The organism is Serratia sp. JSRIV004, assembly GCF_019968705.1.
In the GTDB taxonomy this organism is placed as follows: domain Bacteria; phylum Pseudomonadota; class Gammaproteobacteria; order Enterobacterales; family Enterobacteriaceae; genus Chania; species Chania fonticola_B.
Genome location: NZ_CP074140.1, coordinates 1,249,406 through 1,264,643, shown reverse-complemented (window position 1 = coordinate 1,264,643; position 15,238 = coordinate 1,249,406). Strand labels below are relative to the sequence as shown.

Annotated in this window: 12 protein-coding genes; 4 read left to right on the top strand and 8 right to left on the bottom strand. The window is 53.7% G+C overall.

Annotated elements, in window-relative coordinates; all coding sequences use genetic code 11:
* Nucleotides 1-4 precede the first annotated feature (4 nt).
* Nucleotides 5-1,336 (top strand): cytochrome c, encoded by a 1,332-nt coding sequence (locus KGP21_RS05970; RefSeq protein WP_223537499.1) that lies wholly within the window; start codon nt 5-7, stop codon nt 1,334-1,336.
* A gap of 212 nt (nt 1,337-1,548) precedes the next feature.
* Here the strand turns inward: KGP21_RS05970 and KGP21_RS05965 are convergent, their stop codons facing one another.
* From KGP21_RS05965 to KGP21_RS05955, 3 genes are read right to left on the bottom strand one after another with little or no spacing between them, the layout of a single operon-like run.
* Nucleotides 1,549-2,892, bottom strand: a complete 1,344-nt coding sequence (locus tag KGP21_RS05965; protein ID WP_223537496.1) for a sigma 54-interacting transcriptional regulator — start codon at nt 2,890-2,892, stop codon at nt 1,549-1,551.
* Nucleotides 2,879-4,651 carry an ATP-binding protein gene (locus tag KGP21_RS05960; protein ID WP_218519834.1) on the bottom strand — a complete coding sequence of 591 codons (1,773 nt, stop codon included), beginning with the start codon at nt 4,649-4,651 and terminating at the stop codon, nt 2,879-2,881. Before KGP21_RS05960 ends, KGP21_RS05965 begins: the two co-directional genes overlap by 14 nt.
* Nucleotides 4,641-4,814 carry a hypothetical protein gene (locus tag KGP21_RS05955; RefSeq protein WP_181817575.1) on the bottom strand — a complete coding sequence of 58 codons (174 nt, stop codon included), beginning with the start codon at nt 4,812-4,814 and terminating at the stop codon, nt 4,641-4,643. Before KGP21_RS05955 ends, KGP21_RS05960 begins: the two co-directional genes overlap by 11 nt.
* Before the next feature lie 153 nt (nt 4,815-4,967).
* On the opposite strand from KGP21_RS05955, the gene KGP21_RS05950 reads away from it, so the two are divergent.
* From KGP21_RS05950 to KGP21_RS05940, 3 genes are all read left to right on the top strand, one after another.
* A complete protein-coding gene (locus KGP21_RS05950; RefSeq protein WP_094983203.1) occupies nt 4,968-5,420 on the top strand; it encodes a periplasmic heavy metal sensor in 453 nt (150 codons plus the stop codon).
* A 322-nt stretch (nt 5,421-5,742) separates the two neighbouring features.
* Nucleotides 5,743-6,210 (top strand): glycine zipper 2TM domain-containing protein, encoded by a 468-nt coding sequence (locus tag KGP21_RS05945; protein WP_209555206.1) that lies wholly within the window; start codon nt 5,743-5,745, stop codon nt 6,208-6,210.
* Between the two features lie 147 nt (nt 6,211-6,357).
* Nucleotides 6,358-7,812, top strand: coding sequence for a carboxylesterase (locus KGP21_RS05940; protein WP_223498936.1), 1,455 nt, complete (start codon nt 6,358-6,360; stop codon nt 7,810-7,812).
* A gap of 44 nt (nt 7,813-7,856) precedes the next feature.
* Here KGP21_RS05940 and KGP21_RS05935 read toward each other — a convergent pair whose 3' ends face one another.
* From KGP21_RS05935 to KGP21_RS05915, 5 genes are all read right to left on the bottom strand, one after another.
* Nucleotides 7,857-9,026, bottom strand: coding sequence for a fimbrial protein (locus tag KGP21_RS05935; RefSeq protein WP_059199871.1), 1,170 nt, complete (start codon nt 9,024-9,026; stop codon nt 7,857-7,859).
* Nucleotides 9,027-9,278: 252 nt separating this feature from the next.
* Complete coding sequence (locus KGP21_RS05930; RefSeq protein WP_218519837.1) at nt 9,279-9,857, bottom strand: helix-turn-helix transcriptional regulator; 579 nt, start codon at nt 9,855-9,857, stop codon at nt 9,279-9,281.
* Nucleotides 9,858-9,979: 122 nt separating this feature from the next.
* Complete coding sequence (locus tag KGP21_RS05925) at nt 9,980-11,164, bottom strand: fimbrial protein (RefSeq protein ID WP_209528810.1); 1,185 nt, start codon at nt 11,162-11,164, stop codon at nt 9,980-9,982.
* A 122-nt stretch (nt 11,165-11,286) separates the two neighbouring features.
* Nucleotides 11,287-12,486, bottom strand: coding sequence for a fimbrial protein (locus tag KGP21_RS05920; RefSeq protein WP_223498933.1), 1,200 nt, complete (start codon nt 12,484-12,486; stop codon nt 11,287-11,289).
* A gap of 60 nt (nt 12,487-12,546) precedes the next feature.
* Complete coding sequence (locus KGP21_RS05915) at nt 12,547-15,195, bottom strand: fimbria/pilus outer membrane usher protein (protein WP_209524114.1); 2,649 nt, start codon at nt 15,193-15,195, stop codon at nt 12,547-12,549.
* Nucleotides 15,196-15,238: the final 43 nt, after the last annotated feature.

Here is a 15,238-nt window from a genome sequence, read left to right as displayed (position 1 = left end):
TATTATGCACAAGATAAAGAAAATCGCCGGGCTGGGCGCGCTGGCCGTTGCCATCATCGTTGCCGTGGGGGCGATTGCCACCTGGCAGCCAGAAATGGTGCAAATCGATCGCCTGGATACCCATACCTTCAGCCAGGCGCAGATTGAAAAAGGTGAGCGTCTGGCCGCCGTTGGTGATTGTGCGGTTTGCCACACGCGCCCCGGTGGCGAACGCAATACCGGCGGGCTGGCGATGGAGATCCCGTTCGGTACCATCTATACCAGCAATATTACGCCCGACCTGGAAACGGGGATTGGCGGATGGTCCTATCCCGCCTTTGAGCGCGCCATGCGCCACGGCGTCGATCGCCAGGGCAATTACCTCTACCCGGCATTCCCCTATACCGCATTTACCCGCACCAGCGACGAAGATCTCAAGGCACTGTACGCCTACCTGATGACGCAGCCAGCGGTGCACTACCAGCCGCCGAAAACCTCATTACATTTCCCGTTCAATATCCGTCAGGGGATCGTGACCTGGAACTGGCTCTATCTGACGCCCGGTGCCATGCAGCCAGACGCCAGCCAGAGTAAAGAGTGGAACCGGGGGGCCTATCTGACGGAGGGACTGGGCCATTGCAGCGCCTGCCATTCGCCACGAAACTTCCTGTTTGGGGAGCAAGGGGGCAGTAAACATTTGAGCGGTGGTGTCGCAGAGGGCTGGACCGCTCCGGCCCTGACCGCCAACGCTCAGTTACCGCTGGCCTGGAGCCAGCAGGATCTGCTGACCTTTATGCAAACCGGCTACTCCGCTAACCACGGTGTGGCTGCTGGGCCGATGGCACCGGTGATCGAGGAAGGCCTTTCTCAGTTGCCGCCAGAGGATTTGCAGGCGATTGCCACCTATTTGCGCTCTTTCCATTCTCAGGATGAAAGCATCTCGGGTAAGGCCGCAGAGATAAACCGGTTGGCAGAGCAAAGGGTTGAGCCGCTGACTTCACAGGGATCACGGATTTTCTCCGGTGCCTGTATGGCTTGTCACTCCCAGGAGAAAGGTGCGCAGATGCAGGGCGTACGCCCTTCCCTGGCCCTGAACAGCAACCTGTATAGCAGCAGCCCGGATAATGCCATCCGCGTGGTGCTTTCCGGTATCCAGCAGCCGGCCAAAGGCGAGTTAGGCTATATGCCTGCGTTCCGTTATAACCTCAACGACGAGCAAATCGCCGCGCTGCTGAACTATCTACGGCAGGACTTTACCAAGCAGAAACCGTGGCCTGATTTGCAGCAGCGGGTGACTGAACTGCGGGCGGAGACTGACCCCTCACCCCAACCCTCTCCCACAGGGAGAGGGGGCTGAACGGAGCGCGTGGCAGGGTGCAAAGTTATTCTGTAACTATTTGATAGTTAATTTGTAGCACGCTTACTCCCATTCCCAATTGACACTGCGTTGTCGTCAGCACAGGAGTTAGTCTGTAAACAATTGATGTAAAGACAATTTACTATAATTAAGTGGTGGCTCGATCGGTTCCCTCTCCCTGTGGGAGAGGGTTAGAGTGAGGGGTCCAGAAGCTACTTCTGTAACTTGGCCAACAGCGTTTTACGGGTAATGCCGAGCTGTTTGGCCGCCTCGGTCTTGTTACCGGCGGTTTGTTCCAGCGCCGCCAAAATCGCCTGTTTCTCGACCTGCTCCAACGGCTGGATCGCTTGGCTACATCGGCGATCCGGCTGCACATCGACGCACTGGCTGATACTCAGCGGCAGCTCTTTTTCACTGATAAAGTCCCCACTCAGCAGGATCACCCCGCGCTCAACGCTGTTCTCCAGCTCACGCACGTTGCCCGGCCAGGGGTATTTCAGCAGCATATCCATCGCCAGCGGGGTGAATCCTTTAACCGGCTTACGGTTACGCTCGGCAAATTTGGCCAGAAAATGCATTGCCAACAGGGGAATATCTTCGCTGCGCGCCCTCAGCGGCGGGCTGTCCACCGTCACCACGTTCAGCCGATAGTAGAGATCCTGGCGGAACCTGCCAGCCTCCACGTCCGCCAACAGATCCCGGTTAGTCGCTGCGATCAGACGTACATCCACCGACAGGGTCTGATTACTGCCCACCCGCTGGATCTCCCTCTCCTGGATCGCCCGCAGTAATTTTGCCTGCATCAGCGGCGAGACTTCTCCAATCTCGTCCAGGAACAGCGTACCCTGGTCAGCCTCCATAAATCGCCCTTCCCGGCGTTTATCGGCACCGGTAAATGCCCCTTTCTCATGACCGAACAGCTCCGACTCCAGCAGAGATTCGCTCAAGGCGGCGCAGTTAATGCTCACCAATGGCCGCTCCTTGCGCAGGCTGTTGGCGTGTACGGCCCGGGCTATCAGCTCCTTGCCGGTGCCGGATTCGCCGCTGATCAACACCGTCGCTTCGGAAGGGGCGATCATGGCGATCATTTCCAGCAGCTTGCGCATCGGTTCACTGCGGCCAATAAAATTTTGCTGATCGAACCGCAAACGCTGCTTCAGATCCTGGTTCTCGCTCTTTAACGAGGTATGCTCCAGCGCGCGTGCCAGCGTGAGCTGCAACATATCGAAATCGAGAGGCTTGGTCAGATAGTCATAAGCCCCCGCCTTTATCGCTTCCACGGCAGACTCCACGTTGGAGTAGGCGGTCATGATCAGGATCGGGATCGCCGGGTTATAGCTTTTGATGGCCTTCAGCGCCGCGATGCCGTCCATTTCCGCCATCCGCACGTCGCTCAGGATCAGATCGAACGGCTGTGCCCTGACCTGTTCCAACGCTTGTCGGCCGTTATGCGCCACGCTGACCCGGTAGCCCCAGCCGTTTATCAGAGCCTCGAGGATAGTGCAGTGGCTGAGATCGTCCTCAACCAGCAAAATATGTGCATTAGACGTCTGCATGAGCCTCCCCTTGTTGATTGTTGTGCCTGAGCGGGATCACCATTGTAAAGCAAGTGCCCGCTGGCTGGCCGCTGGTGACAGCGATCGTCCCCTGGTGCTCCTCGATCACTTTCTGCACCATGGTCAGCCCCAGGCCGGTGCCCGTCGCCTTGGTGGTGAAGTAAGGGTTAAAGATTTTTCCAAGGTCGTCAGGTGGGATACCAGCCCCCGAGTCGCTGACGGTAATGCGCATCGCCCCCTCCTTGGTCGCTTCAACGTCAACCTCGAGTACGCCATCCGAGCCAATCGCCTGGATGGCATTGAGATACAGATTCAACAACACCTGAGTGAGGCGATCGGGGTCGATCTCCACCAGCGGCAATGCTTCATCACAGCGGGAACGGAGGGCGATATTGTTACTCTCAGCATCCTGACGGATCAGGTGCAGCGAATGCTCGATCACCTCGTTAATCGCCACCCGCTGCAAACGCAGATCGGCAGGGCGCACCAACGCCAGTAACTCGGTGATCACCCGGTTGAGACGATCGACCTCTTTCGCCATCACCTTGGCCAGTTCATGCTGTTCACTACCCGCAGGCGAGCGGTCGGCAAAATACTTGGCGAAGCCTTTGATGGAGGAAAGCGGGTTGCGGATTTCGTGGGCCACGCCAGCCGCTAAATCGCCGATAGCCGCCAGCTTTTCTTTGCGGCGGATCTCCGCTTGCAGTTGGCGAATCTCCCGCATATCGCGGAAGATAAACACGTTGCCCAGAAAATGGCCGCTGTGATTAACAATATTCGCCACGCTGATGCTCAACGGCAGGCTCTGCCCACCAGCCAGACGATGGTCAATATCCTGTTCGATAATAGGCTGGCCGTGGCTACTTTTCTGCGCCAGTTGCTGCCATTCGGCTGGCAGCGCCTGATGGCTAGGCTGGCCAAACAGCTCGGCGGCACTACAACCCAGCATCACTTCTGCCGCATGGTTAACCACCCGGATCTGGTGCTGATCATTGGTGGTGATCAAGCCCATCGGCAAGTTACTGATAATTTCGCTGGAGAAGGCCCTTGAGTCCTGCAACTGTTGGCTGGAACGTTGATAACGCCGCCCCCAGAACAGCGCCAACAAACTGGCTAACGCCAGCAACAGCAGGATGGACAGCAAAATGGAGGTGTTGCGCATATCCTTTGCCTGGGCGGCATCCAGCGCGACAGTGTCTAACGCCGCAAAAATGACGGCCTGCTCATCATCCTGAGGCTCGGCAGCCTCCTGCATACGCGATCGGTTCATCATATGGCCGGAGTGGCCGCTACCGCGCTTAAGCGGCTTAAACCAACGGTAGGCTTCAAAAGCATTCTGCTGCTGAGCCTGCGGCTCATCAAAGGTCGTCATATGCCACTGTGCATCGCTGGAAATCTTCAGCTCAGCCATCTGTTGCGGGCTATACAGCTGCTGGCCAACTCGTTGCGGATCGCTGTGCGCCAGAATGCGGCCAGAGCGATCGGTAATGGCGATGTACAGCACGTTCGGCTGATAGGCCATCTCCTCCAACAGGGTTTGACGCTGATCGTGACGCCAGCGCATGCCCATACCGGTACGAGCACCGGATTCAAACGAACTCATCAACACCGCGCTTTTTTCTCGTAGCGTCTGGATCTCCACCTCACGCCCACGCTGCAGATCTTTAATGGCCAGCGTGATGATAATGCCAAGCAGTAACGCGACCGCGGCGATCGCAATCCAGGCAGGTAAGAGCGTCGATTTGGTTTTAAATTCCATGGGCTTCCTCTGCAACCGGCACGCCAGCGTGCGGGTAATTATTACCCACACTATCAGTATGGCGAGTAAAAATAACCCACTTTATCTCTGGATGGCGACCAGCAAACGGCCATCCTCCACCATCAGTTATTTTTATTACTGTCATAAACTTAACGCGCTGCATGCTGGAGTTCCTTGGCTGGCGCCCGTTGGCTGAGATAGCCAAGCCCTAACGGCGATCCTGTATCTATACAATTCCCATGCCAGCCTGAAGCTGGCACGACGGTTGCAACTAAAGAAATGGAATCCATGAACCCTCAACCAAAGGAAATCAATCATGACGCTAACTAAAACCACCTTCGCCGCCATTATCTCCGTTGCCCTGCTGGCCGGTGTTAGCACTACCGCGCTGGCGCAAAATGGCAACCGCGCAAACATGACCAATGCACAGGGAACTCATCAGGGGATGGGTTATCAGCACGGTAACCGCGCGAACTTGACGCCTGAACAGCAAGCCGTCAGCCAGAAAGCCTTTGATGAATTCCAGTTGAAAACCGCCGATCTGCGCCAACAACTGATGTCCAAGCAATACGAATATCAGGCATTGCTGACCAGCAAGCCTTTGGATGAGCAGAAGGTCTTGGCCGTGAGCAAAGAAATCACCGCATTGCGTGATAACCTGTACCAACAGCGTGTGGCGCTCGATACCGATCTGGCCAAGGCTGGCGTACCGATGATGGGCCACGGGATGGGGGGAGCGGGGATGCACGGCGGACGTGGCTGTCGTTAAGCCTTAACGTTATCCTCAGATAACATCGGGAGAACACCAGATCTTTTCTGGCTTCTCCCGTCAATTCTTCCCCCTTCCCGGATCGTTCAGGCTGTCACCCCCGCGATACATTTATCCCCTGCTGAACAATTAACAACACTGATTAATGAGAATATTCTTGGTTAATTGACGTAAAACAACACACTAAAACGCTTAATCCTTATTCTTACGCCCGATTATAATTTTTTTTCGTACCGCCTGAATAAAATCAAGTTCCTGCCATACTTATTTGCATGAGACAGCGACTGTCTCTTTGCGCACTTAACTTGCCCGGAGTTTTCTCATGAATAAAACCATCATTGTTGTCACTCTTGCTGCCGCCGTTCTCAGCGGATGTAACGCTAATCGCACCGCTTCCGGCGATACCTTTACTGCAGCACAGGCCAGGCAGGCCAACTTCGTCACTTATGGCACGCTGGTGTCCGTGCGGCCGGTCACCATCCAGGGGGGTGATGGCACCAACGCCGCTGGGGCTATTGGCGGGGCCGTAGTCGGTGGCTTCCTGGGTAACACGGTAGGTGGTGGCACCGGACGCAATCTGGCAACCGCAGCGGGTGCCGTCGGGGGCGCAGCCGCTGGCTCAGGTATCCAAAGTGCCATGAATCGCAGCGCCGGGGTGGAACTGGAAGTGCGCCGAGATGATGGCGTGAATATCGTGGTCGTTCAGGCACAGGGCTCAACCCAGTTCCATACAGGGCAACGCGTTGCACTGGTGACCAATGGCACCACCACCACCGTCTCACCACGCTAAAAGGAATAGGTTACTTCAAGGTTTAGGAGCCAGACCGCAATATGGCTCCTTACTACTGCGATACCGGCTCCAGGGACGATCTCTCCTTGCGGGATAATAGCGAGTTTTCCGGCTCGGCCATTACAATAAAAAACGGAGTTAAACCTGATGTTTATCAAATGGATTAAACGCATTGCCCTGCTGCTGGTGGTGTTAATCGTCGGTGCGCTGGGCATGCGAGTTTATGATACTCAACGTGGGCCATCGTTACAGCTTTGGCATACCTTTGTCCCCAATGAAATGCGCGCCGATGAGATCGATAAGGCCAGTTGGGCGGATTATCTGACTGCCGAGGACGCCATTTTCAAAGAGGTCCGCCAGAATGTGACCGACAAGCTGGACAGCAGCCAGCAGACCTCGTTGAACCGCTACTATGTCAACAGCCCAATCTATCCCGAAAAGTTTCCTACCGACTGGAACCGCTCCTACATTATGATGCCGGAAGGCAAACCGAAAGGCGCCGTGGTGCTGTTACATGGTTTGACCGATACCCCTTACAGCCTGCGGCATATCGCAGATAATTACCGTGAATATGGTTATGTGGCGGTCGGTATTCGTTTACCCGCGCACGGTACCGTACCGGGTGCGTTGACCGACGTAGACTGGCAGGATTGGATGGCAGCCACTCGCCTGGCGATCCGTGAAGCCAAACGCCTGGCGGGTGACGACGTACCGCTGCATATTGTTGGCTTCTCTAACGGCGGCGCATTGGCGATGAAATACACGCTGGATGCGTTGGATGACCCCCGCCTGACGAAACCCCAGCGTGTAGTGCTGATTTCGCCGATGATCGGCGTCACCAGCTTTGCTCGTTTTGCCGGTATTGCCGGTTGGCCTGCCATCTTCCCGGCGTTTGCCAAGGCGGCCTGGTTGGGGATTGTGCCGGAGTTTAACCCGTTCAAATACAATTCGTTCCCGGTAAATGCGGCACGCCAGTCCTTCCAGCTTACCCAGGCATTGCAAAAGCAGATTGCCGCCGATTCACGCAACGGCAAAATGGGCGAATTGCCGCCGATCCTGACGTTCCAATCGGTGATGGATTCTACCGTCAGCACCCGTGCGGTAATCACCGCCCTGTATAACCACCTGCCAGCCAACGGCAGTGAGGTGGTGTTATTTGATTTAAACCAGGCGGTGGCGTTTGGGCCGTTACTCAGAAGCTCATCCTATACCGCGCTGCCGCGGCTGCTACCACCGCCTCCGCGTAACTATACGGCCACCATAGTCACTAACGTAACGCCAGAAACTACCGATACTGAGGCGCGTACCATCGTCGCAGGGCAAACGGCAGAGACCACGGATCTGCTCGGTATCACCTACTTGCCGGATATCTTCTCGCTGTCGCACGTGGCCTTGCCGTTCCCGTTGAGTGATTCCCTGTACGGACGTTACCCGGAACCACGCAATCAGTACGGTATCAGCCTGGGGACCTTTGCCGCACGTGGCGAGCGGGCAGTGCTGGTGGTCGGGCTGGACTCACTGATGCGTCTGTCCTCAAACCCGTTCTTCCCTTATATGCTCAAGCGTATTGATGACAACATCGGCCCGGCACCAACGAAATAAGGTCGGTTAACCACGGCCAGCACCCAATCGGCGCTGGCCGCAACTCAATAATAGTTAATGGTAAACACCACTTTGCCATTCGCCTTGCCCGGAGAAACGCTCGTTGCGGTTTGAATATAGCGGGCAGCCAGCGGGACACGAATGGTTGGGCTACCGTCTTTCGGCAGCGTCAACGTCTGCTCCCCTGCAAAATTAAACAAGGTTGGCGTTTGGCTGCTATTGCCCCAGCCGATCTGGATACCTACGCCCGCTGCCGCACCGGAAACCGACGAATCGATAGCCATAATACCATTTGCTGCATCAATCACCGAGGTGGTTGGGGTCAGGCGCACACCGATGCTGTTATTGGTTGAATTGGCAACCTTCCCGCCGCCAAGAGTGTAATCAAACATCAGCGTGCTGTTGGCGACGTTATAAAAACCGAAAAAGGTCGGGCAATTGGTTAATGCGATCGATGCATCTACCCACGGAGTCGTAGCCCCCCGACCGGTGAAATTTTTATTGATATCAAAACTACCTAAATTGACATTCACATCCGGTGTCGTACAGGTCTGCGCCGATACCGTTAGCTGGCCTTGAAGTTTGACAATATAAGCTTTGATAGGTAGCCCGGTAGTCGCCGGATGAGATAATGGATTTGTTATCGATATGCTAGGGGTCGGTAACTTTGCTGAGTCGAGAATATAATTTCCCGGCGCGATAGTGCCTATTTTAATTAGCGACACATAGATATCCCGGCTTGTCAGATAAGGCTCATACGAACCGCCGGTCACCGGACTGCTCGTGTCAGATGGGAATCGATAAAAAGGTTGACCCAAGATGAACGCTTCACTGTCCGGGCTGCGCGAGATGGCAACGCCGACCCCTGGAATATTAGTTTGATAAACCGCGCCAGCGAAAGGGCTACCGCTCCAGTTGGCCAGCGGCATCGGTGCCTGATCAATACTCCACGCAATATTAAACCACATTGAGGTATCGACCGCCGAGGCACATTTCATCACGCTGAGACCGGTTTCACCACTTATCCATCGCCCTTGATAAATCACCGTCCCAACGGGAATATCTGTCCCTGCTGAAATTGCTGGCGGGCTTAGTTGAACGGTATCGGTACGCGGTGCACCATTCAACGGTGAGCACACCACCGCAGCCCAAGCACTATTGCCGACAGCCATGCATACCAGCACACCTGTCATATATTGCAATATTTTGTTCATTTTACTTCCTCTGACACAGTGGTGTAACACACTTGCGACGTTAAATAAGGCTAAGATACCCCACCGTTAAGTTGGTCTGCACCGTGCCCAGGCTGGAGAAACTGCGGCCTGACTCGAGCCATAAGATAGGCTCTTATACTAGTTATTGTAGTCCAGTTGCTTCTGCTTCTCGCATGACAATATCGGCCCGGTACCAACGAAATAAGGTGGGTTAACCACGGCCAGTGCCTAATCGGTGCTGGCCGTGGTTTTTCAACCTGCAAAAATAGACGAATTGAGCACGCTGGTTTTTATTGGGCATGCCTGAAACAGGTTACGCACCCCCAATTTATGCAAAGCATTACGCCGGTGGGTATACACGGTTTTGGTTGAGATACGTAAGCTGAGGCCGATGGCTTGCATATTCATACCATCGATCATAGACAGCAATACGGCCTTCTCTCTGCGGGTTAAGCTATCATGGAGAAAAGTAGCAACAGGAAGCTCCCCACCGACTATGTTGACTAACTCATTAAACACCGCGTCTACATCAGCATCCTCTGCCAAGGCAATATGCCGCTCAACACTCAGATTGAACTTTATTTTCATTGCGGTTGGCAAAAAAATTATTTTCCCAGGGAATTTGGCAACGGCAATCAAGAACGACATTTCACTGATTGAATTCAACATATAAAACACCAGCACATCCTCTTTACCAAAGCTACTGGCACTGGTGTTTTTCAGTTCATTGAGTGCCATTTGGTTAATCACTCGCCCCTCGGCATGCAAATACGCCTTGAGCCCAACAAAAAAATAATAGTTATCAGTAATGATATTAATTTTCCCAGGCATAGTAATGGCGCTCCTTTATAAAAACACATCTCCATCTCATCGCTGTCACAGCAAACCGAGGCCCAAATATGGCGAGTGGAACGTTCGTATAGTTATGAGTTATGCTATCTACGGGCCACAACTCAATAATAGTTAATGGTAAAGACCACTTTGCCATTCGCCTTGCCCGGCGTCGGTGTTGCAGCCGTTTTAATATAGCGGGCAGCCAGGGGGATCCGAACGGTTGAGCTACCGTCTTTCGGTAATGTGATGCTCTGCTCTGCCGAGAAGTTAAACGGCGTCGGTGCTTGAGCACTCTCCCCCCAGCCGAGTTGGATGCCCACGCCGCTGGCCGCTCCGGATACCGTTGAGTCGATAGCCATAATGCCATTGGTGGCATCCAGCACCGTGGTTGTTGGCGTTAGGCGCACACCCAGGCTGTTATTCAGCGAAGTGGTAGTCGTGCTGCTCCCGGTATTGTAATTCATTAATAGCGGCGCATTTGTCGAATTATAAAAGCCGTAGAATTGAGGACAGTTAGTCAGGTTAATTGATGCATCAACCCAGGGAGTGGCGGCATTCGCCGTGCTAAAATACTCATTTATATCGTAACTCCCCAAGTAAACAGCAACAACAGGTGTGGAACAGGTCTGTGCTGATACCGTTATACTGCCTTGAAAACTGAAGATCCAATAATACAATGGTAACCCAGTGATCGTTACGGCATTAGTGTGGCTAGTGGGTGAATAGTCAATCGCCTCCTGAGTGGTAGGGAAATTTGCACCATTGATGCTGTAGGTTCCTGGTACCAGAGGGCCCGTTTTAACCAATACAATACTTCTCGGTGAGCTTGCGCCGATAGGGGTAATTCTAATACCTAATGATGAGTCTAATAAATTCTGCCCCTCAGCATAAAGTTTTGTGGGGGTTATCGCTCTATTTGACACGCCGGTGATAATCGCCACACCGATACCTGGGATACCGGTTTCATACACTCCATTGGCATAAGGTCCGGTTGTCAGGCCGGAGAGCGGTTTTGGCGTAGTCTTTAAACTCAATGATGTCGCATAATACAGATATTTTCCAACATCGGAGGCAACCCATTTCCCTTCAATATAGGTATCTTTCATGGTCAAGCTTGCCTGATATATTACCGTCCCCACTGGCACATCTACACCGGCCGAAATCACCGGTGGGCTCAAGGGAACGATGACGGTTTGCTGGCCGCCTGTTAGCGTCGCGGTAAACGTTGCCCAGCTTGGACAAGAGATAACCGCTAGCACTATTCCCATCAACAATCCTGATACTTTATCTGTCGATCTTTTCATGAGTAATATCCTCTTTCTCATAATCTATGTAGGCCATGACAGAAAGAATAAAGTTGGAATTGGTGGCTGCGCTAACTAGGGTCAACCGTCTTTATTTATCCGAGAGGCAAATTTTTTGTTGCTCAATAGTAATTAATCGTAAACGTCACTTTGCCATTCGCCAGACCCGGCGTAGGGTTCGCAGCCGTTTGAATATAACGGGCAGACAAAGGGATGCGAATGGTTCGGCTGCCATCTTTCGGCAGTGTCACCGTTTGTTCCGCGGCAAAGTTGAACATCGTCGGCGCCTGGCTACTTTCCCCCCAGCCAATCTGGATGCCTACGCCTGAAGCCGCGCCAGATACCGTCGAATCAATAGCCATAATCCCATTGGCAGCATCGATCACCGACGTTGTCGGGGTTAATCTCACACCAATATTGTTATTCAGTGCATTGGAAACCGTCGCCAATCCAGTGTTGTAATCCATCAGTTTCGTGGTATTGGTCGCATTATAAAAACCGTAAAATGTCGGGCAGTTGGTCAGATTGATAGACGCATCAAGCCAAGGAGTGGCCGCTCCCACTCGGCCAAAATACTCGCCTATTTCATAAGCCCCCATGTAAACAGCAACCACCGGGGTGGTGCAAGTTTGCGTAGAGACCGTCAGAGTCCCCTGGAAATTGATATTATAAAAAGTAAACGGCAGCCCGGTGACAGCGACGGAGCCAGGATGGCTATTCACCGGTTGTTCAAGCATAGTCTTGATACTCGGGAGATTTGCCCCGCTTAATGTAAAGCTACCGGGGGTGATCGGCCCTGTTTTAATTAGCGAGATATAACGTGTTGAACCGGTAAAGTTAAGCGCTCCACCTAACTCATTGCCAACCTGCCTGATAGGGTTCTCTACATCGGTGGTCACTGCTGGCCGATTAGGTATTATCGGGCTGCCATCAGGAGTACGTGAGATAGCCACGCCAATCCCGGGAATATTCGTTTGATAGACTGCGCCCGCAAACGGGCCGGTCATCAAGCCGCTCAGAGGCAACGGAGCATTGCTAATCAGCGTTGAGCTACTGTACCAAAATGATTTACCCACGTCGGCCTGTGCCCACTGGCAGCCCATCTTGGTGTTTTTCATCAACCAACTGCCTTGATAAAGCACGGTCCCCACGGGAATATCAACCCCAGCAGAAATCACCGGCGGGCTCAGCGGCACCGTTTCCGTTTGGGTTGCACCAGCATCAAACGAGCAATTCGCCACAGCCCAACTATTGGCGCTGATAACACTTAACAAAATACCGCCGAGCAGACCCGACACTTTATTTATCGATAATTTCATCATTCATTAACCCTCTTTCTGGCAGGCGTTACCAGAAAGGAAAACAGTTGTCATGCCTGGCTGTTAACCCTCGTTAACAGCCGATAGCGTGTCATTGTTCGCCAGTTTCGACCGCAGGGAACTGGCAGGGGCCATCGTCGTGCAAGGCGAATTGAATTGTTGTATCTGCTCTTGGCCCTTGGCCATAGGCATCAGCATATAGCTGACGGTACATTGCATCTCACCACCTTCTCCCCATTTCACTTGCAACTGGCCCTTGTCTTGCGCCACACGCGCATACAGTTGCCCGCCCTGGCCCACTGAGCCTACGCTGTTGCCTTTGCTATCAAAGATATCGGCCCCGAACGGTACCGGCTCCCCTTGATAGGTTGCGTTCACCAGAATTGGCGTCCCCTGCTTAGTAGTATATTTCACCTTCACCACCGCACCGGAATATGGCGCCACTTTCTGGCTGGTGTTATCCAATTCCACACCGGCCGCCGTCCCTTTCGGATCGAGACTGATCTCGTTCATCTGGTACGGATTCAGGTAAGGCACTATCGCGTACCCTCGTGAATCAATGCTCACGCCGGGATATGAGGAAACCTTAGCCCCCTCTGCACCTTTGGCTTCCACCAGCGCGAAGGTGTCCGACGTGTACGGTGTAAAGGTCACCCCGCCAGAGTGGGCGATCACCGTACCGTTCATCCCGGCAGAGGCGCTTTGATAGCCTTTACCCGTGCTGTAAGTACCGCTCAATGCCGTGGCCGGGCTACGGTAGTTACCGTTCAGCGAGCCGCTGGAACCCATACCCTGATTGGCATTCATCGCCGTCACGCCATAGCTGAACTGGTTATCCTGCCCTGTGGTGCCGGATACCGTAGCCTGCTGGCCATAACGGCCGCTGCTGTCATGGGACAAGTCCATACGCAACTGTGGCGTGTGGGTTTCGTCGCTACGCCCCAACGGCAGGCTGAAGCTCAACAGATAGTTGGTCTGCGCCGTACCCAGGCTGGAGAAGCTGCGGTTAATGCTCAGGCCGTAGGACAGGTCCTTGTAGCGATTGTTGTAACCTATCTGGTACTGCTTCTCGCTGCCGTCTTTGTTCCAGTAATTCTGCAAGGAGCCGCTGATATACAGCTGGCCCCAGTTCTCCGGCAGACCTTGTCCCGCAGTCACCGTCAGGCGATTTTTGGCTCTTGAGATCGACTCCGGCGAGAACCCTTCTGCTACCGCGTCACGAGTCTGCATCGCGGTCATAAAGTCCATAAAGCCATCGGTTGAGAAGCGGTACGCTGCCAGCGACAGATTGCTGTTGGTTTCGCTGATCAGCTTGCTGTAGCTCACCTTGTAGCTTTGCCCACTCAGGCTATTACCCGACTCATGTCGGCCATTGGCATCGGTGCCGTTCCCCAAATGAGTACGCGCCTGGGTAACATCAAATGCCCAGGCACCAATCGGCGTGCCTACCGCCGCACCCAACTGCAGTGCGTAGTAATCCTGGCTGGCCTGCAGGCCACCATAGCCGGTGATGGCGTTAGTTAACCCCAACTGGTAGGTGCCCTGATACAGCGCCGGTTTCTCACGCAGGTTATCGCTACGTACTTCACCTGCGGTGATCGAATACCGTGATGACCCAGGTCGCAGCAGTTGGGCCACCGAAGCATAAGGCACGCTGAAAGTCTGCTCGGTACCGTCGGACTCACGTACAGTGACCTGTAGATCCCCGCCGTAGCCGGTCGGGTACAGATCGTTGATCAGGAACTCGCCCGGGGTGACCGTGGTTTCATACAACACCTGACCGCCCTGGCGTACGGTAACGCGGGCGTTGGTACGGGCAATGCCACGGATATCCGGCGCATAACCGCGCAGGGACTCCGGCAACATCCGCTCATCAGTAGCTAACTGAATACCGGTAAACGGCAGCGTATCGAACAGTTGCCCGGTGGTGTTCGATTGGCCCATCAACACGCGCGCCTTGAGTACTGGAATATCGCGCTGCAAATAAGTATTGAGGTTGTTGTACTGGTTCGGTCCGTTGTCCATACGGGTATAAGACCCGTTGTGACGGAGATACCAGGCGCCGACATTCAGCCCGGCGTTCACGCCAGCAAACAGCGAATTGAAGGTATTACCGTGCGATTCGCTGGTGTAGCCGTTGACGTTGTAGCCCATCAAGAGTGCCGGTACGCCGCTGTCCCACAGCTCCGGGCTAACGGTGCCGCGGGCGGTGTTGAGCATGTAAACCTGCGGCACCACAATATCCAGACGTTGCTCATTACTGTCGTAATTCACCTGAGCTTCCGGTAACTTGCTTTGGAGATCGAAGCAGACATCCCCTTTGTCCAGCGAGGTTAAAAAATCCGCTGGCAGCTTGGCGTAATCAAACGCAATGTTTTTAATCAGTTCGCGGGTCAGGCAGGGATAAACGCTTTTATCTGTCCGCGCTTTGAATTCAATGTCAGTATTGCTGATCGGTTGATTATTAACATATAAAGCCGTTTTATAGATCCCAGGCAATCCCGAAGAGCCATTGGCAAAACGACTGAGGTCCACGGACTTCTCATCATCCACATTCAGGAATGACGCATCGAACTCAAGATTTTTGGCGATGTCTTGTGGTGCAGAAACCGCGTTCTCAGCATTAACGTTAGCCGCAAAAAAAGTTGATAAAATAGCTATGGCCAGTGGTGATAACTGGCTACACAGGCCATATTGAAAATATTTAGACATAGATATCCCTTCAAGAACTGATTCCTGAATAGCGGTCAACCGA

Coding starts and splice junctions, on each gene's coding strand:
- KGP21_RS05970 (WP_223537499.1), top strand. CDS start 5: ATGCACAAGATAAAGAAAATCGCCGGGCTGGGCGCGCTGGCCGTTGCC.
- KGP21_RS05965 (WP_223537496.1), bottom strand. CDS start 2,892: ATGCAGACGTCTAATGCACATATTTTGCTGGTTGAGGACGATCTCAGC.
- KGP21_RS05960 (WP_218519834.1), bottom strand. CDS start 4,651: ATGGAATTTAAAACCAAATCGACGCTCTTACCTGCCTGGATTGCGATC.
- KGP21_RS05955 (WP_181817575.1), bottom strand. CDS start 4,814: ATGCAGCGCGTTAAGTTTATGACAGTAATAAAAATAACTGATGGTGGA.
- KGP21_RS05950 (WP_094983203.1), top strand. CDS start 4,968: ATGACGCTAACTAAAACCACCTTCGCCGCCATTATCTCCGTTGCCCTG.
- KGP21_RS05945 (WP_209555206.1), top strand. CDS start 5,743: ATGAATAAAACCATCATTGTTGTCACTCTTGCTGCCGCCGTTCTCAGC.
- KGP21_RS05940 (WP_223498936.1), top strand. CDS start 6,358: ATGTTTATCAAATGGATTAAACGCATTGCCCTGCTGCTGGTGGTGTTA.
- KGP21_RS05935 (WP_059199871.1), bottom strand. CDS start 9,026: ATGAACAAAATATTGCAATATATGACAGGTGTGCTGGTATGCATGGCT.
- KGP21_RS05930 (WP_218519837.1), bottom strand. CDS start 9,857: ATGCCTGGGAAAATTAATATCATTACTGATAACTATTATTTTTTTGTT.
- KGP21_RS05925 (WP_209528810.1), bottom strand. CDS start 11,164: ATGAAAAGATCGACAGATAAAGTATCAGGATTGTTGATGGGAATAGTG.
- KGP21_RS05920 (WP_223498933.1), bottom strand. CDS start 12,486: ATGATGAAATTATCGATAAATAAAGTGTCGGGTCTGCTCGGCGGTATT.
- KGP21_RS05915 (WP_209524114.1), bottom strand. CDS start 15,195: ATGTCTAAATATTTTCAATATGGCCTGTGTAGCCAGTTATCACCACTG.